Genomic DNA, 1,496 nt, shown 5'->3' on the forward strand with positions numbered 1-1,496 from the left:
GCCCGCAGTGGGCCTTCTACGACCCGGCGCCGGACGAGTCGCGTCGACTCACTTTCGGCGATGGCGTGATGGCGCTGCAGGGCAAGGGCACCGCGCCGCGCGACAGCTCGCCGCTGGGCATCATCGCGGGCGACCTGGCCTACCAGTTCGAGGTCGAGATGGACGTCGAGCCCGGCGCGCAGGGTGGCGCGGTGTTGTTCTACAACGACCGCCTGTATGCCGGCGTGGGCAGCAACGGGGAACAGTTCGTGATGCACCGTTACGGGCTTGAGCGCCCCGGCAAGCTGGCCCCGAGCACCAAGGGCGGCAAGCTCTGGCTACGGGTCACCCACAACCGCCATGTCCTCACCCTCCATACCAGCACGAACGGCAAGACTTGGACCAAGTACCCCGTGCAGATGGAGGTCTCCGGCTACCACCACAACGTGGCCGGGGGCTTCCTCGCCCTGAAGCCGTCGCTGTACGCCGCTGGCCAGGGCAAGGTGCATTTCCGTAATTTCCGCTATCGCGCGCTGGACTGACCCCCAGCCGCTAGAATCCCCTCGACCGACGACCGGACCCGCATCGCCCCATGCCCGCGCGCAAGAAGCCCGAAAGCCCTGCCAGCCTGCCCACCGGTGGCAAGGCCGCCACCATCAACGACATCGCGCGTCTGTCCGGCGTCTCCAAGAAAACCGTGTCGCGGATCATCAACCACTCGCCGCTGGTGCGTAAGGACACGCGCGAAAAGGTCGAAGCGCTGATGCGCGAGGTGGGCTACTCGCCGGATCCGATGGCACGCGGGCTGGCGTTCCGGCGCTCGTTCCTGATCGGCATGGTCTACGACAATCCGACGGCGCAGTACATCGTGAACATGCAGTACGGCGCGCTGGACGCCTTGCGCGATTCGGGCTTCGAGCTCGTCGTGCATCCCTGCGACAGCCGCAGCCCCGGCTACATCGACGGCGTGCGCCGTTTCGTGCAGCAGCAGAAGCTGCACGGCGTGATGCTGGTGCCGCGCGCGTCCGAAGACCAGGCGCTGGCCGACATGCTGGCGGAGATCGGCTGCCGTTACTCGCGCATTGCGTCGGTTTCGATGGACGAGCCCTCGCGCATGGTGGTCACCCATGACCGCGACGGCGCGGCCGAAGCGGCCGAGTACCTGTTGTCGCTGGGCCATACCGACATCGCGCTGATCACCGGCCCCAGTGCCTATCGCTCCTCGATCGAACGCACCGATGGCTTCGTGCAGGCGCTCGCGAAGCGCGGCCTGGATCTGCCGAAGTCGCGCATCATCGAAGCGGGCTATACATTCGAATCCGGCGTTGTCGCGGCCGAAAAGCTGCTGTCCGGCAAGAACCGGCCCACCGCCATCTTCACGGGCAACGACGAAATGGCGGCCGGCGTGTACAAGGTCGCCATGCGCGCCGGCATCAGCATCCCGCGCCAGCTGTCGGTGGTCGGCTTCGACGACAGCCCGCTGGCCTCGCGCCTGTGGCCCTCGCTGACGTCGGTGC

General features: G+C 67.1%; 2 protein-coding genes. Both read left to right on the forward strand.

Features of this window, described 5'->3' with window-relative positions; all coding sequences use genetic code 11:
• On the forward strand, positions 1-521 hold a 521-nt coding region (locus AC04L7_RS18515; RefSeq protein WP_475513674.1), incomplete at its 5' end, for a beta-xylosidase family glycoside hydrolase.
• Between the two features lie 50 nt (positions 522-571).
• Positions 572-1,496 (forward strand): LacI family DNA-binding transcriptional regulator (locus AC04L7_RS18520; RefSeq protein WP_475513675.1); only part of this gene is annotated, 925 nt, incomplete at its 3' end.

The sequence above is a fragment of the Pseudoxanthomonas sp. LjRoot204_2 genome (genome assembly GCF_056175765.1).